This is a genomic window from Streptomyces sp. WP-1 (assembly GCF_030450125.1).
GTDB lineage: Bacteria > Actinomycetota > Actinomycetes > Streptomycetales > Streptomycetaceae > Streptomyces > Streptomyces incarnatus.
The window spans coordinates 2941166-2961001 of the sequence record NZ_CP123923.1; the positions used below are offsets into that span (position 1 = coordinate 2941166).

A 19836-nucleotide genomic window follows, 5' to 3' on the forward strand; every position below is an offset into this window, starting at 1 on the left:
CTGGGAGTGAATGCTGATACAGGGTACGCGGACGCGCCCCGGAGGGGGGCGGGTCTGTGTCTGATATGCGGCTCCGCCGCGTGTGCGCGATCAGCCACGACGGCGAATCAGCCGAACGAGCTGCTCAGCACACCTCTTCGAGATCCCGCCAGTCCCGCGAGTCCGGGCTGTCGGCGACCCAGCCGTCCAGCAGCCCCCGGACCAGCGAAGGCGGCGCGGCCACCCCGCACTCCCGCTCCGGCACCCACAGCTGGCCGTCCGTGCGGTGGCCCAGGGGGCCCGGGTGGCCGGGTTCGCTGTGGTCGTGGGGGTCCAGGTGCTCCCCCTCGCCCTCGTCGGACGGCATCCGGGACTCGCTGCACATCCGGCACAGCAGCCGCACCGAGGACGACCAGTCCTCCGCGGCGAACCCGGCGTCCGCGGCCAGCTGCTCCAGCGCGTCCCGGTCCGCCTCGGTGGCCGCCTCCAGGAGCACCACCCAGGTGGGCACGGGCGAGGGCGCCCACAGCTCGATCTCGTCGAAGACGGGGTAACTGTGCCCGGCGGACGTGGTGCGCTCCCCGTGCGGGACTCCGTCGTGCAGCACGACCTCGCCCCAGCGCCGCCCCGAGGAGGGCAGCGGGATGGACAGCACCTCGATCCGCGCGGGGTCCAGCCGGCGGCCCCACACCACCTCGGCCTCGCCCTCGGGCGAGAGCCGTACGGCCGCGCTGCCCAGCTCCATGCCGAGCGGTTCCCCGGCGGCGGTCGCGCCCCCGGGCACCTTCAGGCCGTACGCCTGCCAGGCGCGGCGGGCCAGCGGCCAGTCCTGGAGGGCGGTCGCGGCGATGCCCACGTTCCACCAGTCGGGGGCGCCGCTCTCGCGGTCGAGCAGGGCGACGGCGCGCAGTCCGGCGGCGCGGGCCTGCTCCCAGTCGTGCCGGAACTTGTGCAGCAGCGCGAGGTTGAACCAGGACTCCGACAGCCAGGGTTCCAGGTCGGCGGCGCGGGTCAGCAGTTCGCCCGCGTCCTCGTACCGGCCGTCGCCGATGAGCGTGAACGCGCGGTCGGTGGCCTGCCGCCAGGAGGCGGAGGGTCGGTGCCGTCCCTTGCCGAAGATCCTCACGATTCCCGCCTGCCAGTTCCAGTTCCGCACAGTGGGCTGGCTTGTGCCCCCAGGCGCCCTCTCCCTCGCATCCAACCACGTGCGGTGGGAACGGCGCTCATTACCCATGGGTTACCCAGGTGCGGGCGGGATCAGACAGTGCCGTGCGTCTCGCCCGCGCCGACGGCGGGGCCGGGCGGGGCTCGACGGGAGGGTGCGGGGCGCGTGCGGCGCGTGGGCTCAGTTGTCCTGGGCCGTGGAGGTGATGTCGTGGTCGGGCGCGGGCTGTCCGGAGCGGATCAGGTCCAGCCGGCCCATGACCTTGGCACGCAGGTCCGCCGGCACGTCGTCATGGCCGCAGCACCGCTTGACCAGCTTCTTCACGGCCTCTTCCAGGCCGTACTTCTCCAGGCACGGCGAGCATTCCTCGAAGTGGTGCCGGAACTTGTCGCGGTCGACGTCCGGCATCTCGCTGTCGAGGAACTCGTACAGATGGTCGAGGACCTCACCGCAGTCCGTCTCGTGCGGCTCTCCGCAGCTCATGAGCCCGAGCCTTTCGCTTCGTCCGACTCCCCGGCGCCCGCCGGGACCAGCCCGCGCTCACGGGCGTAGTCCTCCAGCATGCCGCGCAGTTGACGGCGGCCCCGGTGCAGCCGGGACATCACCGTACCGATGGGTGTCCCCATGATGTCCGCGATCTCCTTGTAGGCAAACCCCTCCACATCCGCGAGATACACGGCGATGCGGAACTCCTCGGGGATCGCCTGGAGCGCTTCCTTCACATCCGAGTCGGGCAGATGATCGAGCGCCTGCGACTCGGCGGAGCGCAGCCCCGTCGACATGTGCGACTCGGCCCGGGCGAGCTGCCAGTCCTCGATCTCCTCCGCGGCGGAGCGCTGGGGCTCACGCTGCTTCTTGCGGTACGAGTTGATGAAGGTGTTGGTAAGGATCCGGTACAGCCACGCCTTGAGGTTGGTGCCCTCGCGGAACTGGTGGAAGGAGGCGTAGGCCTTGGCGTACGTCTCCTGCACGAGGTCCTCGGCGTCGGCCGGGTTGCGCGTCATGCGCAGGGCGGCCGAGTACATCTGGTCGAGGAACTCGAGCGCGTCCCGCTCGAAGCGCGCGCTGCGCTCCGCGCTCGACTCGGCGGACGCCTCCGCGCTCGTGCCCCGGCCCTCGGGCTCTTCCGCCCGGCCGTTGTCGGTCCCCGCGTCGGTCCCTGTGACCGGACCCACCTCCTCAAGATCCCGGGCAGGACCGAGAGTGGTCCCACTCGATTCGGAGGATAGAACACGACCCGTACCCGCCGCCCCTCGAATTGAGGCGGTCTTGGGCGCGCGCAGCACCGTCCAGTCCAGCTCAGCGCCGGTCTGACGGGCCGGGCAGATGGTCGAACCCATGCGGCGGACTTCCCTTCCGACGACGTCGGTGCCGAGGCCTCAGCACTCCTGTGCGTCACAACAGTGCTGCGCCGCGCAGCATTCCCGGGGGTCACGCGAGTGACGCGGTCCACTCCACGACGGCGTCGGTGATGATCTCCAGGGCCCGTTCCTGGCCGGTCGGCGCGCGTCTGGGGACCGCGAAGCCGTGGTCGCCGTACGGCACCTCGACCATCCGGAAGTCGCCCTCGGGGAACTCGGCGGGCTTGCCGAAGGGGTCGTTGCCGCCCTGGACGACGAGGGTGGGCACGCCGGCGCCCAGCAGTTCGTCCGCGCGGGACTTCTCGGGCCTGCCCGGCGGGTGCAGCGGGAAGCTCAGGGCGAGGACGGCGCGGGCGCCCAGTCCGGTGGCGGTGCGGCAGGCGACGCGGGCGCCGGCGCTGCGGCCGCCGGAGATCACCGGCAGCTCCATGCCGGCCAGCGCGGGCCAGATCCCGCGCCATCCGGCGTCCAGCGTCCTGGGGGCGGGCGCCACCCTCTTGCCCGCGACCCGCCAGGGCTGTTCCACGAGGGCCACGCTCACCCCGTGCCCGGGCAGGACCCCGGCGAGCGCCTGGAGGTCACGCGCCTCGATACCGCCGCCCGCGCCATGGCTCAGCGCGAGGACGGCCCGGGGGGCCGTGGCCCGGTGCCAGGTGATGCGGGCGGTTCCGGCGTCGGTCTCAACGGTCTCGATCACGCTAGAAGAGTGTGCCCTCTTCCGGGGCCTCCAGCTCCTTCAGCAGCTCGGGGCCGTTGTTGCGGACGTTGCTGACGGCGGTGGCGACCGGGTAGGCGCGCATCAGGCCGGGCGGGGGCGGGGCGAGCAGGGCGCGCAGCTCGTCCGGGTCGGTGCGGGAGGGGTCCAGCCAGGCGTCCCAGCGGTCCGGGGTGAGCATCAGCGGCATCCGGGGGTGGATGTCGGCGAGCGAGCGCGGTCCGTCGGCGGGGGCGACGGCCAGCGGGGTCCGCTCGGCCTCCGTGGTGATCACCGAGCAGGTGACCCACCAGGCGCCGGGGTGGTCGTCGGGCAGGGTGCGGTCGCGCCAGAACTCGTACAGGCCGGCCATCGCGAACACGGAGCCGTCGGCGGGCAGTACGAAGTACGGCTGCTTGCGCGGCCGCTTCCTGCGCCCCTCGACCTCCAGGTCCCGCTCCTGCTTCCCGGTCACCCACTCGTAGTAGCCGTCGGCGGGCACGACGCAGCGGCGGGCGGCGAAGGCACGGCGGTAGGACGGCTTCTCGTGCACGGTCTCCGCACGGGCGTTGATCATCCGGGCGGCGCCCTCGGGGGTCTTCGACCAGGACGGCACCAGTCCCCACCTGAGTGTGCGCAGCTGGCGAACCGGACGCGGGGAGTCCGCGTCTTTCAAAGGGCGGTCGAGCACGACGTGGACCTCTTTGGTGGGGGCCACGTTGTAGTCCGGCTCCAGGGTCTCCTCGGGTTCCCACTTCTCGATCCCGAAGGTCTTGGCGAGGTCCTCGGGCCCACGACTGGCTGCATACCGTCCGCACATACGTGCCACACTGCCAGACTCCGCCCGCCACCAGGGAGCCACTCGGACACATGAACAGCCTCGCCGCCCTCGCGCCGTCCGGCCTCTGGGACCGGCTCACCGGTATCCAGCCCGACCCCGATCTGTGGGTGGTGCTCGCCACCCTCGCCGCCGCGCTGGTGGTGGTCGTACCGCATCCGCTGTGGCGGGTGTCGCGCAACGCGATCACCATCGCGCACGAGGGCGGCCACGGGCTCATCGCCCTGCTCACCGGCCGGCAGCTCACCGGGATCCGGCTGCACTCCGACACCAGCGGGCTCACGGTGAGCCGGGGCAAGCCGTACGGGCTCGGCATGATCCTCACCGCGGCCGCGGGCTACATCGCGCCCTCGCTGCTCGGCCTCGGCGGCGCGGCCCTGCTCGCCGCGGGCCGCATCACGCTGCTGCTGTGGGCGGCGACGGCCCTGCTCGCGGTGATGCTGGTGATGATCCGCAACGCGTACGGCGTGCTCACCGTGGTGCTCGCGGGCGGGGCGTTCCTGCTGGTGTCGTGGCTCGCGGGGCCGCAGGTGCAGGCGGCGTTCGCGTACGCGGTGGTGTGGTTCCTGCTGTTCGGGGGCGTACGGCCGCCGTTCGAGCTGCAGAGCAAGCGCCGCCGGGGCGAGGCCGGCGACTCGGACGCGGACCAGCTGTCCCGGCTGACGCACGTCCCGGCGGCCCTGTGGCTGTTCCTCTTCCACGCCGTGTGCCTGTGCTCGCTGATCGGCGGCGGGCGCTGGCTGCTGGAGGTCTGAGGGCCGTTCGTCCCGGACGGTGGGCCCGTCGCCGGAAGGTTGCGGCCCCGCCCTCCTTATAAAGTGGGCCCATGGCCCCGAACACCGCCTCCACCGCCCTCTGGCCCGCTCCGCACGCGAGCGGAGCCGTCGACGCCACCGTCCATGTGCCGGGGTCCAAGTCGGTCACCAACCGCGCCCTGGTGCTGGCCGCCCTCGCCTCCGAGCCCGGCTGGCTGCGCCGCCCGCTGCGCTCCCGGGACACCCTGCTGATGGCGGAGGCCCTCCGGGCCATGGGCGTGGAGATCGAGGAGACGGTGTCGTCCAGCTCCTCCGTCGCGGGCGGCCCGGACGGCACCGGCGAGGCCTGGCGGGTGCTGCCGACCGGCCTGCACGGCCCGGCCACCGTGGACGTCGGCAACGCGGGCACCGTGATGCGCTTCCTGCCGCCGGTGGCCGCGCTGGCCGACGGCCCCATCCGGTTCGACGGCGACCCGCGGTCGTACGAGCGTCCGCTGCACGGCGTGATCGACGCGCTGCGCCGGCTCGGCGCGCGGATCGACGACGACGGCCGGGGCGCGCTGCCGCTGACCGTGCACGGCGGCGGGGCGCTGGACGGCGGCCCGGTGTCGATCGACGCGTCCTCCTCCTCGCAGTTCGTCTCCGCGCTGCTGCTCTCGGGCCCCCGCTTCAACCAGGGCGTCGAGGTCCGGCACACCGGCGCCAGCCTGCCGTCCGTGCCGCACATCCGGATGACGGTGGACATGCTGCGCGCGGTCGGCGCCCAGGTGGACACCCCGGAGTCGGGCGGCGAGCCGAACGTATGGCGGGTGACGCCGGGCGCGCTGCTCGGCCGGGACCTGACGATCGAGCCGGACCTGTCCAACGCGCAGCCGTTCCTGGCGGCGGCCCTGGTCACCGGCGGCAAGGTGCTGGTCCCGGACTGGCCGGAGCGCACCACCCAGCCGGGTGACCGGCTGCGCGAGATCTTCACCGAGATGGGCGGCGCCTGCGAACTCACCGAGTTCGGGCTGGTGTTCACCGGTTCCGGCGCGATCCACGGCATCGACGTCGACCTGGGCGACGTCGGCGAGCTGACCCCGGGCATCGCGGCCGTCGCCGCGCTCGCCGACTCCCCCTCGACGCTGCGCGGGGTGGCCCATCTGCGGCTGCACGAGACGGACCGGCTCGCCGCGCTCACCAAGGAGATCAACGAGCTCGGCGGCGACGTCACGGAGACGGCCGACGGTCTGCACATCCGCCCGCGCGCTCTGCACGGCGGCACCTTCCACACCTACGAGGACCACCGCATGGCCACCGCCGGCGCGATCATCGGCCTGGCGGTCGAGGGCGTACGCATCGAGAACATCGGGACGACGGCCAAGACCCTGCCGGACTTCCCCGAGCTGTGGACCGGGATGCTCGGGCAGTAGGGACACGCCATGCGCCGCTACGGCAAGAACACCGACGAGGACGACATCCGCTCCCGCCCCAACCGCAAGGGCAACCGGCCGCGGACGCACATCCGGCCCAAGCACGAGGACGCGGCCGAGGGCCTGGTCCTGACCGTGGACCGGGGGAGGCTGACCTGCCTGGTGGAGGACCGGGTGGTGATGGCGATGAAGGCGCGGGAGCTGGGCCGCAAGGCGGCGGTGGTCGGGGACCGGGTGATGCTGGTCGGCGATCTGTCCGGCAAGAAGGACACGCTCGCGCGGATCGTCCGGATCCAGGAGCGGACGTCGGTGCTGCGGCGCACGGCGGACGACGACGATCCCTACGAGCGCGTGGTGGTCGCCAACGCCGACCAGCTGGCGATCGTCACGGCCCTCGCCGACCCCGAGCCGCGGCCCCGGCTGATCGACCGCTGCCTGGTCGCGGCGTACGACGGGGGGCTCGAACCCCTGCTGGTGCTGACCAAGTCGGACCTGGCCGCACCGGACGAACTCCTCGAGCTGTACGGCCATCTGGGCATCCCGTACGTGGTCACCAGCCGCGAGGAGCTGGAGAACGGGGACGCGGCGGACCGGGTGCGGGAGTTCCTGGACGGGCGGATCACGGCGTTCGTGGGGCACTCCGGCGTGGGCAAGACGACGCTGGTGAACGCGCTGGTCCCGGAGGAGCGGCGGCGCACGACGGGACACGTCAACGCGGTGACGGGGCGCGGCCGGCACACCACCACGTCGGCGCTGGCGCTGCCGCTGGCGGGCGACGACGGCTGGGTGGTCGACACTCCGGGTGTACGGTCCTTCGGCCTGGCGCACATCGATCCGTCCCGGGTCATCCACGCCTTCCCGGACCTGGAGCCCGGTACGGCGGACTGCCCGCGCGCGTGCGGCCACGACGAGCCGGACTGCGCGCTGGACGCGTGGGTGGAGGCGGGGCACGCGGATCCGGCGCGGCTGTACTCGCTGCGGCGGCTGCTGGCGACGCGGGAGCGCACGGAAGGCGACTGACCTTCGCGTTGTTTGCCCGGGCCACGGTGCGGCAAGTGCATAATCGCACCGGGCCGGAGATCCGGATCAACGGGAGGACAGCGCATGGCGTGGCTGCTGGTCATCGTGGCCGGAATGCTGGAGACCGGCTTCGCCGTGTGCCTCAAGCTGTCCCACGGCTTCACCCGCCTGTGGCCGACCATCGCCTTCGCCTCCTTCGCCCTCGGCAGCTTCGGCCTGCTGACCCTCTCCCTGCGCAAACTCGACGTCGGCCCCGCGTACGCCGTCTGGACCGGCATCGGCGCGACCGGCACGGCGATCTACGGCATGATCTTCCTGGGCGACCTGGTCTCCACCCTGAAGATCATCTCGATCAGCTTCGTGATCGTGGGAATCATCGGCCTGCAACTGTCGGGGTCGAGCCACTAGGCGCCCGCTGCGTGCCGGGCGGTGGGCCGGCCACCGTTCGACTGGGCGGCACGCGGGAGCCGTTCCTTCGCCGGACGCTCTGGTTGCGGACCCACTGTGCGGGGCGCCCGAAGCACCACGTACTGACGGCGGTTGGCGTCGGTCAGAGTGTTGTGCGGGGTGCGAGAGAGCGGAGCAGTGCGGGGAGGCCGCCCTCGGCCGGTGGGGCTGTGACGCAGGAGAGGGCGAGGCGGAGGACCAGTTCGCAGGAGCGGGCCAGTTCGGCGGTGGCGGCGGGGCCCGTGCCGGGGCCGGACAGCGCGGTGACGGCGCGGTCGCGGACCAGCCGTACGAGGTCGGGGGGCGAGGGGAGCGGCCGTTCCGGGCGGCGCGGTGCCGGTACCGGGGACGGGCCCCGGTGCGGCGCGGGGAGCCGCTCGCTCCAGCAGCCGGTGAGCAACGCCCGTACCAGCGCGTCCTCCTGGGCCGCGCCCGCCGTCCACTCGGCGACGGCGGTGAGCCGCTCCCAGTCGCCGCCGCCACCCGCGAGCGCGCGCTCCACACCGGCGAGATAGCCGTCGGCCGCCCGCCGCACCAGCGCCCGCGCGAGGCCGGCCTTGCCGCCGAACTCGTTGTACAGGGTCTGCCGGGACACGCCCGCCGACGCGGCCACCTCCACCATGCGCACCGTCGGCCACGGCCGGCGCGCCAGCGCCGCGACAGCGGCGTCCAGCAAGGATTCCCGGGCAGCGGCCATCGTCGTCTCCCTGGAGTCAACGGCGTTCCGCCCAGATTTGACGGACTTTCGGATGATGTCAAGGGGTCTCCCGCCGGGAGCGGAAGCCCGCCCACCGCGTGCGGACGCGCGACCGCCGCCCACGCCCGCGCGGGCGCCGCGCACGGCCGGCTCGACACGCGCACGCCCCCGGTGGCTCCCGTACCCGCTCAGCCGATAGCGTGACGTACATGCCCGACTACCTCGACGACCTCCGTCTCGCCCATGTCCTCGCGGACGCGGCCGACGCCATCACCATGGACCGCTTCAAGGCCCTGGACCTGAAGGTCGAGACGAAGCCGGACATGACGCCGGTGAGCGAAGCGGACAAGGCGGCCGAGGAACTGATCCGCGGCCAGCTCCAGCGCGCCCGCCCCAGAGACTCGGTCCTCGGCGAGGAGTACGGCGCCGAGGGCACCGGCCCCCGGCGCTGGGTGATCGACCCGATCGACGGCACCAAGAACTACGTGCGCGGCGTCCCGGTGTGGGCCACGCTGATCTCGCTGATGGAGGCGGGCGAGGGGGGCCACCACCCGGTCGTGGGCCTCGTCTCCGCCCCCGCGCTCGGCCGCCGCTGGTGGGCCGCCAAGGGCCACGGCGCCTTCACCGGCCGCAATCTGACCTCCGCGAGCCGCATCCATGTCTCCGGCGTCAACACCCTCGCGGACGCCTCCTTCGCCTACTCGTCCCTGTCCGGCTGGGAGGAGCAGGACCGCCTCGACGGCTTCCTGGACCTCGGCCGCCAGGTGTGGCGCACCCGCGCGTACGGCGACTTCTGGCCCTACATGATGGTCGCCGAGGGCTCCGTGGACATCTGCGCGGAGCCGGAGCTGTCGCTGTGGGACATGGCCGCCCCCGCCGTCGTCGTCACCGAGGCGGGCGGCACCTTCACCGGACTCGACGGCCGGCCGGGCCCGCACAGCGGCAACGCGGCGGCGTCCAACGGTCTGCTGCACGACGAGTTGCTGGGGTATCTCAACCGGCGCCAGTGAGGCAGGCGGGACGCTTGCGCACGCCCCCGGCGGACCACGTGCGCCCTCTTGTTGACCCGGCCTTGACCTGAGACTCTGAGGGTACCCCCACTTGTGAATTTGTGAATCCGGGGACAAGGTCCCCGGATCCCCAGGAGGTGGCCCCACCCATGCTGGTCCGCGACGCCATGAGCACGGTGATCCTCACCCTCGGCCCCGCCCACACCCTCCGTGAGGCGGCCACATTGATGTCCGCCCGGCGCATCGGTGCCGCCGTGGTCTTCGACCCGGACGCCGGTGGCATCGGCATCCTCACCGAGCGCGACATCCTCAACTCCGTCGGCCTCGGGCAGAACCCGGACACCGAGCGCGCCCACGCCCACACCACCACCGACGTCGTCTTCGCGGCGCCGACCTGGACGCTGGAGGAGGCCGCCCGTGCCATGGCGCACGGCGGCTTCCGGCATCTGATCGTCCTCGACCGGGGCGAGGTCGCCGGGATCGTCTCGGTCCGGGACATCATCCGCTGCTGGTCCCCGGCCCGCGAGCGCGCCGCGCTGGCCCGGGCGGGCTCCTGAGCACGCCCGGCCCGAGGCGCGCGAAGACCCGGACGCGACGAACGGGCCGGACCCCGAGCACCAGGGATCCGGCCCGCCCGGCGGACGGTTGCCGCCGTCTCAGTCGCGCGGGGCCCGCACCGCCGCCTCCAGTCGCTTGCCGAAGTCGGCGTCCGCGGCCGCGAAGTTGCCGATCGCGCGCTCCGCGATGTCCGCGCGGGAGACCTGGGAGATCGACCCGGCCAGGTTGGCGATCAGCCGCTCCTTCTCCGGCTCCGACATCAGCCGGTACAGGTCCCCGGCCTGCACGAAGTCGTCGTCCTCGGCGTGGAGCGGGGCCGGGTGGTCGCCGGTGCCGCCGCCGAAGCCGTCGTACGGCTGCCACAGCGGGCGGCCGGTCTGCGCGGGCCCGCCGAAGCTGTTGGGCTCGTAGTTCTTGGCGCCGCCGTGCCGGCCGTCGTACAGGAAGCCGTCACGGGAGTGCGTGCGGGCCTCGGTGGCGTGCGGACGGTTGACCGGCAGGTGGTCGGCGTTGATGCCGACGCGGTAGCGGTGCGCGTCGCCGTACGCGAAGAGCCGGCCCTGGAGCATCTTGTCGGGCGAGGGGCCGATGCCCGGCACGAAGTGCGAGGGGCTGAAGATCGACTGCTCGACCTCGGCGAAGACGTTCCGCGGGTTGCGGTTCAGCTCCAGCCTGCCGATCTCGATGACCGGGTAGTCCGCGTGCGGCCACACCTTGGTCAGGTCGAACGGGTTGAAACGGTACGACGCCGCGTCCGCCGCCGGCATGATCTGCACGCCCACGGTCCAGCTCGGGAACTCGCCCCGCTCGATCGACTCGCGCAGATCGCGCTGGTGGGAGTCGGGATCGGTGCCCGCGAGCACCGCGGCCTCACCGGCGGTGAGGTTCTTGATGCCCTGGTCGGTCTTGAAGTGGTACTTGACCCAGAAGACCTCGCCCGCCTCGTTGTTCCACTGGTAGGTGTGCGAGCCGAAGCCGTCCATGTGCCGGTACGACGCCGGGATGCCGCGGTCGCCGAACAGCCAGGTCACCTGGTGGGTCGCCTCCGGTGACAGCCCCCAGAAGTCCCACACGTTGTCGGCCTCCTGGCTGCCCGTGTAGGGGTCGCGCTTCTGGGTGTGGATGAAGTCGGGGAACTTGATCGCGTCCCGGATGAAGAAGACGGGGGTGTTGTTGCCGACGAGGTCGTAGTTGCCCTCCTCGGTGTAGAACTTCACCGCGAAACCGCGCGGGTCACGGACCGCGTCCGCCGCGCCGAGGTTCCCGGCCACCGTCGAGAAGCGCAGGAAGACCTCGGTCTCCTTGCCGGCCTCGGCGAGGAAGGCGGCCCTGGTGTACGGCGTGACGTCCGCGGTCACCGTGAAGGTGCCGTAGGCGCCGGCGCCGCGGGCGTGCACGACCCGCTCCGGGATGCGCTCGCGGTTGAAGTGGGCCAGCTTCTCCAGCAGCAGCTGGTCCTGGACCAGCACCGGGCCGCCGACGCCCGCCGTCTCGCTGTTCTGGTTGTCGGCTACCGGAGCACCGGCCTCCGTGGTGAGCGGTCCCTGCGTCACGTGCGCCTCCTGCGGTCTACGCCGGCCAATCTGTCCCTTGGCCAAAGCCGTTCCCGATCCTACATTGGACTAAGTCCAAGTCAAATAGGATTCCAATCTCACACCTATTCCCGTCCTGGTCCCCCTTGCTGCTAGGCTGATAGCCATGAGCGACCTTCTGGAACGACTGCGTGGACGCGGATGGCGGATGACCGCGCAGCGGCGCGTGGTGGCCGAGGTCCTCGACGGCGAGCACGTCCACATGACGGCCGACGAGGTCCACGCACGGGCTGTCGCGAAGCTGCCGGAGATCTCCCGGGCGACCGTCTACAACACGCTGGGCGAGCTGGTCACGCTCGGCGAGGTGCTGGAAGTCTCGACGGACAAGCGCGCCAAGCGGTACGACCCCAACGCGCATCGGCCGCACCACCACCTGGTCTGCGCCCACTGCGGCGCGATCCGCGACGTGCACCCCACGGGCAACCCGCTGGCGGACCTCCCCGACACCGAGCGCTTCGGCTTCACGGTGTCGGACGTCGAGGTGACGTACCGGGGACTGTGCCCGGAGTGCGCGGGCGCGTGAGGCCGCAGACCACGGAGTGACGGAGGGGGCGCGCGCCCCCTCTTTTTTATGCCTTGCCTCGTCCATGCCGTGCGCGGCTGTGCGCATACGGCCGAGGGCCGGAACCCATTTCTGGATTCCGGCCCTCGGCCTTCAGTAGCGGGGACAGGATTTGAACCTGCGACCTCTGGGTTATGAGCCCAGCGAGCTACCGAGCTGCTCCACCCCGCGTCGGTGAACACGACATTACGCGGGGGGAGCCGACGAAGGCAAATCCATTCGGCCCCGAGTGACCAGGGCCACTCGCACCGACCCATTTCACAACCGGCCCACCCGCATCGGGGCCGCTCACGCCGACAGTTCCTCGCGCAGCGCGTCCCGCAGCCGGCCCGCCCGCTCGGTGACCTCCGCGGGGCCCAGCTCCGCCGCGCGCGTCGCCCAGCGCTGCCCCTCGTCCAGGTCGCCGCGGCGGGCGCAGACCAGGGCGAGGCGGAGGGCGGCCCGGCCATGGCCGTCGTTCGCCGCGCGCGTCCACCACACCACGGCCTCCGGCTCGCTGCCCTCGCGGGCGAGCAGCAGCCCGAGGTTGAACGCCCCGTTGCGCGACCCCGCCTCGGCCGCCGCCCGGTACCAGCGCGCCGCCTCGACCACATCGCCGCGCGCGGAGGCCAGCATGCCGACCCGCACCTGCGCCCGGCGGTGGCCCTGCTGCGCCGCCCGCTCGTACCACTCCTCGCACTCGGCCTTCTCGTGCGCGCTCTCCCCCAGTTCGTGCGCGGGCCGCGGGGGGCGGCGGGCGTCCAGCAGGGCGGCCAGCCGGTATGCCGCCTCCGCGCTGCCGCCGCCCGCCGCGCAGCGCAGATGCCGCTCCGCCGCCCGCTCGTCGCGCTCGCGCAGCCGCGCCATGCCGACCTGGAGCGCGGCCTCGGTGTGCCCGGCCGAGGCCGCCCGCTCGTACCAGCGCAGCGCCATCGTCTCCTCGCCGCGCCCGGCGTACAGAATGCCGAGGTTGAACGCCGCGTCCACGCTCCCCGCCTCGGCCGCCTTGGAGAACCACGGCTCCGCACCCGAGGTGTCGCCGACCTGGAGCAGCAGGATGGCCAGCGCGTTCGCGGCCTCCCGGTGCCCGGCGTACGCGGCGCGCCGGTACCACTGCTCGGCCTGCGCGGTGCGGCCCTGCTCGGCGCAGAGCAGTCCGAGGTTGTACGCGCCGTTGTCGTCCCCCGCGTCCAGTGCCGCCCGGTACCAGCGCTCGGCGGTCTGGGTCTCGCCCCGCTCGGCGTGCAGCGCGCCGAGCGCGTTGGCCGCGTTGCCGTCGCCCTCCTGGGCGGCGCGCAGCCACCACACGGCGGCGCTCTCGGTGTCCCCGGCGTCGCGCAGCAGGAAGCCGAGGGCGCAGGCGGCACGCGGTTCGCCGTCCTTGGCGGAGGTCAGGTACCAGCGCCCGGCCTCCTTCAGCTCGCCGCGCTGCTCCAGGATCGCCCCGAGGTGCAGGGCGGCCCGCCGGTGCCCGCGCGCGGCGGCCTGCCGGTACCACTGCTCGGCCTCCGCGACAGCGTTGTCACCCCCGCCCTCGCCCCGGTCCTCGGCCTCCCGGTCGAGCGCGCGCGCCATCCGGTACGCCGCCTCCCGGTGCCCGCGCTCGGCGGCGAGCCGCATCCAGTGCCCGGCCGCCGCGTCCCCGCGGTGCTCCAGCAGATCGGCGAGCGCGTAGGCGCCGAGGACATGGCCCTGCTCGGCGGACTGGCGCAGCCAGTACTCGGCGGCGGGTTCGTCCCCCCGTTCGCGGTGGTAGCGGCCGAGCGCGTGCGCGGCGGCCGCGGAACCGGCGACGGCGGCGATGCGCCACCAGCCGGCGGCCTCCTCGCCGTACCCCCGCTGGTGCAGCAGGACACCGAGGTTGTTGGCGGCGGCCCGGTCACCGGCCGCGGTGGCGGCCCGCAGATGGGTCTCGGCACCGTCGAGGTCGCCGCGGCGCAGCAGCATGGCGCCGAGGACGCTGGCGGCCTCCGCGTCACCGCTGCGCGCGGCGAGCGCGAGGCGTACCTCGTCGGCGGCGTCGGCCATGTCGCCCACCTCGTCGCGGACCGGCCCCTCACCGAAAGTCTGTACAAATCGCCCTGACTCGAACAGAGTTGCCTTGTCCCCCATAACGTCCATCGTCGCACCACCCGCAACCTGGGTACACCCGGTACACCCCACCCCGTGAGGTCACTTCAGCGTTTTGTCGACATGCCCACAGGACGACAAGTCAAACACACGGCGCTCAACTCCTCACGGCGGCACGACGGTGGCTTCCTCCCCAACTTGTGCCCACGCAGGCCGAGTTCACCGACTTCACCGGGTTCACACACCACGAAGGCCCGGATCCTCTGAGGATCCGGGCCTTCGTTTTCAGTAGCGGGGACAGGATTTGAACCTGCGACCTCTGGGTTATGAGCCCAGCGAGCTACCGAGCTGCTCCACCCCGCGCCGTTGTGAGCCAACCGTATCACGGCGCGGGACGGTGCTGATCAGCCCTTCTGCCTCGGCTGCTTCGACTGGTCCTGCTTCTGCTGCCGCTGCGCGTCCTGGGCCCGCTCCAGCGCGGCCTTGAGGTCCTTCTGCGCCTTCGCGTAGGCGTCCCAGTCGGGACCGCCGGACTGCTTCAGCGCCCGCTGCCCGGCGTCGAACGCCTTCTGGGCGTCGGCCAGGTCCTGCTGGACGCCCGGATCGCTCGCCGCGGGCGGTGCCTTGGAGCCGCCGTCCGGCGGTCCGGCCGCGGCGGAGCTGGTGCCGAAGAGCTTGTCCAGCGCCTCGCCGAGCGTGTTCTCGAAGGCCGGCGGCCGGTCCCCGTAGGTGACCAGCACCTTGCGCTGCAACGGGTACTTCAGTCCGCCGCCCCGTACGTAGACCGGCTCCACGTAGAGCAGTCCGCCGTCCAGCGGCACGGTCAGCAGATTGCCGTACTCCACCGCCGAGTCCCCGCCCTTGAGGTACTTGATCGCGGCGGCGACGTCCTGCTCGGAGTTGAACTGGCTCTGGACCTGTTTGGGCCCGTCGACCGTCGTACTGGTCGGCAGTTTCAGGATCCTGATCTTGCCGTAGTCGCCGCTGTCCGCCTCGGAGTCGACCGACATGAAGGCGCTGAGGTTGTCCCGGCCGGTCGGCGTGAACGTCGTCGACAGCGAGAACGCCTGTTTGCTCTGGTCGGGCATCTTCATGCTCAGGTAGTACGGCGGCACCGCGTCACCCGACTTGTTGGTCGGGTCGTCGGGCACCTGCCACACCTCGCTGCCGGTGAGGAAGGTCTGCGGATCCGTCACGTGGTAGCGGGTGAGCAGCTCGCGCTGGACCTTGAACAGGTCCTGGGGATACCGCAGATGGGACAGCAGCGCCGGGGAGATCGCGCTCTTGGGCAGCACCGTGCCGGGAAACGCCTTCATCCAGGTCTTCAGCACCGGGTCCTTGGTGTCCCACTGGTACAGCTTGACCTCGCCGGTGTACGCGTCGACGGTCGCCTTCACCGAGTTGCGGATGTAGTTGACCTGGTTCTGCGGGGCCACCACGCTGCGGTTGTCGCTGCCGGCGGTCAGCGAGTCGGCCGTGGTGTCGCCGAGGGTCGTACGGGAGGAGTACGGGTAGCTGTTCGACGTCGTGTAGCCGTCGACGATCCACTGGATGTGGCCGTCGACGACGGCCGGGTAGGCGTCGCCGTCGATGGTCAGCCAGGGGGCGACCGCCTCGACGCGCTCCTTGGGCGTGCGGTTGTACAGGATCCGCGAGCCCTTGCCGATCGCGCCCGAGTACAGGATCTGCGGCTCGTTGAACGCCATCGCGTACGCGGCCCGGTTGAGCGGGTTGTCGAGGTTCACCCCGCTCTTGCCCGCATAGCTGGTGGTCACCTCGCCGTTGTTGTCGGTGGGGTGGTCGATCTCCTTCTGGGGACCGCCGACGATGGAGTAGGTGGTGGTCTTCTCGCCGTAGTAGACCCGCTGCTGGTAGGTGCCCAGATCGCCCTTGGAGGGCAGGTCGTACTCGGTGAAGACGGGCTGGCCGTCGTCGGCCTCGGTGCCCTTGGCGGCGACCACGCCGTAGCCGTGCGTGTAACGGAAGTGGTCGTTGATCCAGTTGTGCTTCGGGATGCCCTTCAGGTTCAGCTCGCGCAGGCCTATGACGGTGTCCTGGAGCTTGCCGTCCTTGGTGGGATAGCGGTCGACGTCCAGGTTGGCCGGGAAGCTGTAGTAGTCCTTCATCTCCTGCGCCTGTTCGAACGTGGGCGAGACGATGTTCGGATCCATGATCCGGATGCTCGCCGCGTCGTTCGCGTCCGCGCGCAGCTTGGCGTCGTCGGAGGCGGTGGACTTGCCGTCGTACTGGGTGACCTTGGTGTCGTCGATGCCGTACGCCTCGCGGGTGGCCGTGAGGTTCTTCTGGACGTACGGGGCTTCCTTGGCCTGCTCGTTGGGTTCGACCTGGAACTTCTGCACGATCGCCGGGTAGAGCCCGCCGATCAGGATCGCCGAGAGGACCATCAGGCCGAAGCCGATGACGGGCAGCTGCCAGGTGCGCCGCCACAGGGTGGCGAAGAACAGCAGGGCGCAGATGACGGCGATGCAGAACAGGATCGTCTTGGCCGGCAGATAGGCGTTGGCGTCGACATAGCGCAGGCCGGTCCAGTCGCCGGTCGCCTTGAAGTCGCTGGACTTCACCGCGAGTCCGTACCGGTCGAGCCAGTAGGCGACGGCCTTGAGGGCGACGAACAGGCCGAGCAGCACCGAGAGGTGGCTGGTCGCGGCGGCGGTGGCGCGCGCGCCGGGGCTGGTCAGGCGCAGCCCGCCGTACAGGTAGTGCGTGAAGGCGGCGGCGATCAGGCACAGGATGACCGCGGCGAAGCCGAAGGCCAGCAGGAACCGGAACCAGGGCAGGTCGAAGGCGTAGAAGGAGATGTCGAGGTGGAACTTGGGGTCCTTCTCGTGGAAGGGGACTCCGTTCACCCACATCAGCCAGGTGCGCCACTGGCCGGCCGCGGAGGCGCCCGCGATCAGCCCGACCAGGGCGCAGACGCCGACCAGCAGCCAGGTCTTGTACGGCGCGAGACCCATCCGGTAGCGGTCCAGGCTCTGCTGCTCCATGGACATGGCGCTCAGCGGGGGCCGCAGTCGGTGGGCCAGCCAGATGTTGAGGCCGACCATGAACGCCGCCAGCAGACCGAAGACGAAGAACAGCCCGATCTTGGTCCACAGTGTGGTGGTGAACACGGACGAGTAGTGCACCGACCGGTACCACAGCCAGTTCGTCCAGAAGCCGGCGAACATGCTGAAGGTCATACCGAGGACGGCGAGCACGCCCAGCGTCAGGAGCAGGACCCTGACCCGCCGGGATGGTCGGCCCGCCCCCGTCCGTGGCCCCGCTGGGCCCTGGCCGCGGTCCGGCATCTGGAAAGCCAAGGTGCGCCCCTCGAAAATCGCTCTCGATCCCTCGGGCCCCCGTGCACCGCGGGCCCCGGTGGCCCCCCGTGATCGCGGGCCGACACATATGCAACTTACTCAGCCCCGGCTCGGTTCCCGATTCCGGTGGGGAACGAGGCAGGATTGTGACCATGTCCAACACTCCCATGGCAGCGAACCCGCTCACCCGGGCCGTACTCGAGATCGACGAGTACGCCTCCGGCCTCGGCTGGGACCAGCCCGCTCGCCTCTTCGCCCTCGTAGACACCGCTCGGCTGCGCAGCCAGGAACCCGCGCTCGCGGCCCAGCTGGGCCTGGAGGGCGAGTCCGAGACCGCCGGTCTCACCCCGATCGAGCAGGACGAGATCGCGTCCGGCAAGCCGCTCGACGAGTTCCTCGCCACCATCGCCTGGCCCGACGCGGTGGCCGGCTGCGCGCTCACGGTGGAGCGGCTGATGCTGCCGCCGTCCGCCGAGACGCAGGTCCCCAAGAACCTCAGCGAGGCCAAGCTGGCCAAGTGGGTGGCCGACCACCCCCAGCGCCAGGAGGTCCGGATGACGGTGGCGGTGCTGCGCGGCGGCGCCCGCGAGGCGGCGCTGCGGCTGCGCGAGAAGGACACCCCCACCGAGGTCCTGACCGGCCCGGACCTGGTCCCGGGCCTCGCGGACGCCCTGTCGGCGACATTCGCCGACTGATCATCTCTTACGACAGCAGGGGCGCCGCCGGCGTGGTGCCGGGGCGCCCCTGCTCCTTGTCACGGCACCGGGGCCCCGTCCGGACGGACAGGACCCCGGTCGGGTCACGGCACGCGGGCACCTCAGCCCTTGGCGGCGCACTTCGGCAGGGCCACGGTGTTCCCCTCGCGGATGTCCTTGAGCGCGCCCAGCGCGTCCTTGATCGTCTTCACCTTGACCAGGGTGAGCCCGCCCGGCTTGTCCGCCGCGGCCTCGGCGCAGTTGTCGGCGGGCGTCAGGAAGTACTGGGCGCCCTTGCCGCGCGCGCCGAGGGTCTTCATGTCGACGCCGCCGATCGGCCCGACCGTGCCGCTGTCGTCGATGGTGCCGGTGCCGGCCACGAACTTGCCGCCGGTGAGGTTGCCCGGGGTGAGCTTGTCGTAGATGCCGAGTGCGAACATCAGACCGGCGCTGGGGCCGCCGACGTCGGCGAGCTTGATGTCGATGCTGAACGGAAACGTGTGATCGGTCCCGGCGGAGATCCCGACGATGGCCCGCTTGGGCCCGCTGTCGTCGGAGGCGGCCGTGGTGATCGCGACGTCCTGGGTCGTCGTGGCCGTCTTGTGGGCCTTCTCGGCGGCGGCCTGCTCCTTGGCGGGGACGACGGTGAAGACCACCTTCTGGCCCGCCTTGTGCTTGGTGACGAACGCGGCGACGTCCGAGGGCTTCGTGACCGCGTGGCCGTCGACCGCCTTGATCACGTCACCGGCGTGCAGCCTGCCCTCGGCCGGGGAGTCCTTGACCACGGTGGAGACGATCACCCAGGACTTCACCGGGACGTCCAGCTGCTTCAGGGCGGCGACCTTGGCGCTCTCCTGGGACTGGCTGAACTCCTCGGCGTTCTGCTGCGAGGACTGCTCCTCGGTCGTGCCCTTCGGGTAGAGCGTGTCGTGCGGCACGACCTTGCTGTCGCGCGACAGCCAGCCGTAGACGGCCTCCACCAGGTTCATCCGGAAGTCCACGCTGGTCACCCGCACGGTGGTCATGTTGAGGTGACCGTCCGCCGGATACGTCCTGCGCCCGGAGATCTGGAGCACCGGCTCGCCCTGGTGGTTCCCGAGCGTGTTCACGGTCGGGCCGGGGGACATCTCCGCGTACGGCACGGGGATGAGCACTCCGGCGCACAGGAGCGCGATCAGCATCAGGGTGGAGGCGAGCATCGTCGCGGTGCGGCGTGGCATGCCTCGACAGTACGTGACCCACCTGTCGGCGCACTGTCAGGTACCCCCGTCAGGCGCCGTCCGCGCCCGTGCGGGACCGCTCCATCGCCTCGCGGAACCGGGCGTATCCGTCCAGCTCGGGGCCGTCGCTGCGCGCCCTGCGCGTCCGGTTGGCCCAACTGCCCCACAGCCCGCCACCGACCGCGCCCATAAGCGGAATCAGCAGCCAGACAAGCGCGCCCATGCCGACCTCCCTACGCCGTGAGTGTCCGCAACTGACTGATCAGCAGATTAACCATCCGCACTGACAACGCTCACGTGCGGGGGGCGGTTACGCAACCGGAGGCGGTGGTGGGCCGGGAGTGACCGGTTCGGCGCAGTGTTCCGCCCTGTTTCATCAGGTACCGCCTGTTCTCGGGCGGGCCGTACGCCTGTTCTGGGCAGGCCGGCCGCCGGTGTTCCGCAGGCCGCACGCCGGTGTTC

Annotated in this window: 19 protein-coding genes and 2 tRNA genes; 8 read left to right on the plus strand and 13 right to left on the minus strand. The window is 71.6% G+C overall.

From position 1 onward, the window contains the following. Positions 1-124: 124 nt before the first annotated feature. From QHG49_RS12475 to QHG49_RS12495, 5 genes are all read right to left on the minus strand, one after another. Entirely contained in the window at positions 125-1105 is a 981-nt protein-coding gene (locus QHG49_RS12475) for a hypothetical protein (RefSeq protein WP_128791613.1), read from the minus strand. Between the two features lie 219 nt (positions 1106-1324). Next, positions 1325-1627 carry a mycothiol system anti-sigma-R factor gene (rsrA, locus tag QHG49_RS12480; RefSeq protein ID WP_037660188.1) on the minus strand — a complete coding sequence of 101 codons (303 nt, stop codon included), beginning with the start codon at positions 1625-1627 and terminating at the stop codon, positions 1325-1327. Continuing rightward, positions 1624-2319 (minus strand): RNA polymerase sigma factor SigR, encoded by a 696-nt coding sequence (gene sigR / locus QHG49_RS12485; protein ID WP_167532282.1) that lies wholly within the window; start codon positions 2317-2319, stop codon positions 1624-1626. The genes rsrA and sigR overlap by 4 nt, the downstream gene beginning before the upstream one ends. 256 nt (positions 2320-2575) lie before the next feature. Then, positions 2576-3202 (minus strand): alpha/beta family hydrolase, encoded by a 627-nt coding sequence (locus tag QHG49_RS12490; RefSeq protein ID WP_301489562.1) that lies wholly within the window; start codon positions 3200-3202, stop codon positions 2576-2578. Between the two features lies 1 nt (position 3203). Continuing rightward, entirely contained in the window at positions 3204-4019 is an 816-nt protein-coding gene (locus QHG49_RS12495) for an SOS response-associated peptidase (protein WP_159704818.1), read from the minus strand. Positions 4020-4069: 50 nt separating this feature from the next. Here QHG49_RS12495 and QHG49_RS12500 point away from each other — a divergent pair, with 50 nt between their 5' ends. The 4 genes from QHG49_RS12500 (at position 4070) to QHG49_RS12515 (ending at position 7632) form a co-directional block, all read left to right on the plus strand. Beyond that, positions 4070-4792: a M50 family metallopeptidase gene (locus QHG49_RS12500; protein WP_145487205.1), complete on the plus strand. Its 723-nt coding sequence runs from the start codon at positions 4070-4072 to the stop codon at positions 4790-4792. Positions 4793-4863: 71 nt separating this feature from the next. Further along, complete coding sequence (aroA, locus tag QHG49_RS12505) at positions 4864-6204, plus strand: 3-phosphoshikimate 1-carboxyvinyltransferase (RefSeq protein WP_145487204.1); 1341 nt, start codon at positions 4864-4866, stop codon at positions 6202-6204. Between the two features lie 9 nt (positions 6205-6213). Continuing rightward, complete coding sequence (rsgA, locus tag QHG49_RS12510; RefSeq protein WP_301489567.1) at positions 6214-7224, plus strand: ribosome small subunit-dependent GTPase A; 1011 nt, start codon at positions 6214-6216, stop codon at positions 7222-7224. A gap of 84 nt (positions 7225-7308) precedes the next feature. Further along, the gene (locus QHG49_RS12515) at positions 7309-7632 is read left to right on the plus strand and encodes a multidrug efflux SMR transporter (RefSeq protein ID WP_159704812.1); all 324 of its coding nucleotides are present in this window, start codon (positions 7309-7311) and stop codon (positions 7630-7632) included. Positions 7633-7774: 142 nt separating this feature from the next. On the opposite strand, the gene QHG49_RS12520 is transcribed toward QHG49_RS12515, so the two are convergent. After that, positions 7775-8368 carry a TetR/AcrR family transcriptional regulator gene (locus QHG49_RS12520; RefSeq protein ID WP_145487201.1) on the minus strand — a complete coding sequence of 198 codons (594 nt, stop codon included), beginning with the start codon at positions 8366-8368 and terminating at the stop codon, positions 7775-7777. A gap of 209 nt (positions 8369-8577) precedes the next feature. On the opposite strand from QHG49_RS12520, the gene hisN reads away from it, so the two are divergent. Both hisN and QHG49_RS12530 read left to right on the plus strand, forming a co-directional pair. Beyond that, a complete protein-coding gene (gene hisN / locus QHG49_RS12525; protein WP_145487200.1) occupies positions 8578-9378 on the plus strand; it encodes a histidinol-phosphatase in 801 nt (266 codons plus the stop codon). Between the two features lie 149 nt (positions 9379-9527). Next, positions 9528-9935 carry a cyclic nucleotide-binding/CBS domain-containing protein gene (locus QHG49_RS12530; protein ID WP_159704809.1) on the plus strand — a complete coding sequence of 136 codons (408 nt, stop codon included), beginning with the start codon at positions 9528-9530 and terminating at the stop codon, positions 9933-9935. A gap of 99 nt (positions 9936-10034) precedes the next feature. Here the strand turns inward: QHG49_RS12530 and QHG49_RS12535 are convergent, their stop codons facing one another. Beyond that, positions 10035-11489: a catalase gene (locus tag QHG49_RS12535; RefSeq protein WP_145487198.1), complete on the minus strand. Its 1455-nt coding sequence runs from the start codon at positions 11487-11489 to the stop codon at positions 10035-10037. Positions 11490-11634: 145 nt separating this feature from the next. Between QHG49_RS12535 and QHG49_RS12540 the strand changes: the two genes are divergently transcribed. Next, positions 11635-12051 carry a Fur family transcriptional regulator gene (locus QHG49_RS12540; RefSeq protein ID WP_145487197.1) on the plus strand — a complete coding sequence of 139 codons (417 nt, stop codon included), beginning with the start codon at positions 11635-11637 and terminating at the stop codon, positions 12049-12051. A 136-nt stretch (positions 12052-12187) separates the two neighbouring features. On the opposite strand, the gene QHG49_RS12545 is transcribed toward QHG49_RS12540, so the two are convergent. The 4 genes from QHG49_RS12545 to QHG49_RS12560 all read right to left on the minus strand — a co-directional run bounded on the left by QHG49_RS12545 (position 12188) and on the right by QHG49_RS12560 (position 17447). Continuing rightward, positions 12188-12261, minus strand: a tRNA-Met gene (locus QHG49_RS12545). A gap of 117 nt (positions 12262-12378) precedes the next feature. Beyond that, positions 12379-14190 (minus strand): tetratricopeptide repeat protein, encoded by a 1812-nt coding sequence (locus QHG49_RS12550; protein WP_145487196.1) that lies wholly within the window; start codon positions 14188-14190, stop codon positions 12379-12381. Positions 14191-14428: 238 nt separating this feature from the next. Then, a tRNA-Met gene (locus QHG49_RS12555) sits at positions 14429-14502 on the minus strand. 41 nt (positions 14503-14543) lie between these two features. After that, positions 14544-17447 carry a UPF0182 family protein gene (locus QHG49_RS12560; protein WP_301492763.1) on the minus strand — a complete coding sequence of 968 codons (2904 nt, stop codon included), beginning with the start codon at positions 17445-17447 and terminating at the stop codon, positions 14544-14546. A 164-nt stretch (positions 17448-17611) separates the two neighbouring features. Between QHG49_RS12560 and QHG49_RS12565 the strand changes: the two genes are divergently transcribed. Next, positions 17612-18154: a PPA1309 family protein gene (locus QHG49_RS12565; RefSeq protein WP_145487195.1), complete on the plus strand. Its 543-nt coding sequence runs from the start codon at positions 17612-17614 to the stop codon at positions 18152-18154. A gap of 122 nt (positions 18155-18276) precedes the next feature. Here the strand turns inward: QHG49_RS12565 and QHG49_RS12570 are convergent, their stop codons facing one another. Further along, positions 18277-19374, minus strand: a complete 1098-nt coding sequence (locus QHG49_RS12570; RefSeq protein WP_301489573.1) for a PDZ domain-containing protein — start codon at positions 19372-19374, stop codon at positions 18277-18279. A 49-nt stretch (positions 19375-19423) separates the two neighbouring features. Beyond that, complete coding sequence (locus tag QHG49_RS12575; protein ID WP_167532281.1) at positions 19424-19597, minus strand: hypothetical protein; 174 nt, start codon at positions 19595-19597, stop codon at positions 19424-19426. Between the last annotated feature and the right edge of the window lie 239 nt (positions 19598-19836).

Bases quoted from the DNA above. Each gene is read 5' to 3' on its own strand.
- QHG49_RS12550 (WP_145487196.1), bottom strand. From the start codon at position 14,190: ATGGACGTTATGGGGGACAAGGCAACTCTGTTCGAGTCAGGGCGATTT.
- QHG49_RS12520 (WP_145487201.1), bottom strand. From the start codon at position 8,368: ATGGCCGCTGCCCGGGAATCCTTGCTGGACGCCGCTGTCGCGGCGCTG.
- QHG49_RS12500 (WP_145487205.1), top strand. From the start codon at position 4,070: ATGAACAGCCTCGCCGCCCTCGCGCCGTCCGGCCTCTGGGACCGGCTC.
- rsgA (WP_301489567.1), top strand. From the start codon at position 6,214: ATGCGCCGCTACGGCAAGAACACCGACGAGGACGACATCCGCTCCCGC.
- aroA (WP_145487204.1), top strand. From the start codon at position 4,864: ATGGCCCCGAACACCGCCTCCACCGCCCTCTGGCCCGCTCCGCACGCG.
- hisN (WP_145487200.1), top strand. From the start codon at position 8,578: ATGCCCGACTACCTCGACGACCTCCGTCTCGCCCATGTCCTCGCGGAC.
- QHG49_RS12540 (WP_145487197.1), top strand. From the start codon at position 11,635: ATGAGCGACCTTCTGGAACGACTGCGTGGACGCGGATGGCGGATGACC.
- QHG49_RS12515 (WP_159704812.1), top strand. From the start codon at position 7,309: ATGGCGTGGCTGCTGGTCATCGTGGCCGGAATGCTGGAGACCGGCTTC.
- QHG49_RS12575 (WP_167532281.1), bottom strand. From the start codon at position 19,597: ATGGGCGCGCTTGTCTGGCTGCTGATTCCGCTTATGGGCGCGGTCGGT.
- QHG49_RS12530 (WP_159704809.1), top strand. From the start codon at position 9,528: ATGCTGGTCCGCGACGCCATGAGCACGGTGATCCTCACCCTCGGCCCC.
- rsrA (WP_037660188.1), bottom strand. From the start codon at position 1,627: ATGAGCTGCGGAGAGCCGCACGAGACGGACTGCGGTGAGGTCCTCGAC.
- QHG49_RS12570 (WP_301489573.1), bottom strand. From the start codon at position 19,374: ATGCCACGCCGCACCGCGACGATGCTCGCCTCCACCCTGATGCTGATC.
- QHG49_RS12565 (WP_145487195.1), top strand. From the start codon at position 17,612: ATGTCCAACACTCCCATGGCAGCGAACCCGCTCACCCGGGCCGTACTC.
- QHG49_RS12560 (WP_301492763.1), bottom strand. From the start codon at position 17,447: ATGCCGGACCGCGGCCAGGGCCCAGCGGGGCCACGGACGGGGGCGGGC.
- QHG49_RS12495 (WP_159704818.1), bottom strand. From the start codon at position 4,019: ATGTGCGGACGGTATGCAGCCAGTCGTGGGCCCGAGGACCTCGCCAAG.